The 228-nt window shown below is 65.8% G+C and carries 1 protein-coding gene; it reads right to left on the bottom strand.

The annotated features are described in order from the left end of the window. Positions 1-228, bottom strand: a 228-nt coding sequence (locus LD028_RS09765; protein ID WP_237811704.1) for a His/Gly/Thr/Pro-type tRNA ligase C-terminal domain-containing protein, incomplete at both ends; no start/stop codon positions are given.

The following is a 228-nucleotide window of genomic DNA, read 5'->3' on the forward strand; positions in this document are numbered from 1 at the left end:
TCGCCATCTCCTTGAGGACGACCGTGCCGTTTGCCAGCTCCGCTTCGCCGATAATCGCCGTAAACGCGGCGCCCAGCCGGTCCGCCTGTTTGACCTGCGCCTTCATTTTGCGGTCCAGGTAGTCCAGATCGGCGGACACCCCGGCGCGGCGCAGCTCGTCGACGAGGACGAACGCGTCCTGCTTCGCTTCAGGGGTCTGGATCGCCACGAAGCAGTCAATCCCCCCGC

The organism is Anoxybacillus sp. LAT27 (assembly GCF_022030075.1).
GTDB classification, from domain to species: domain Bacteria; phylum Bacillota; class Bacilli; order Bacillales; family Anoxybacillaceae; genus Anoxybacillus; species Anoxybacillus kestanbolensis.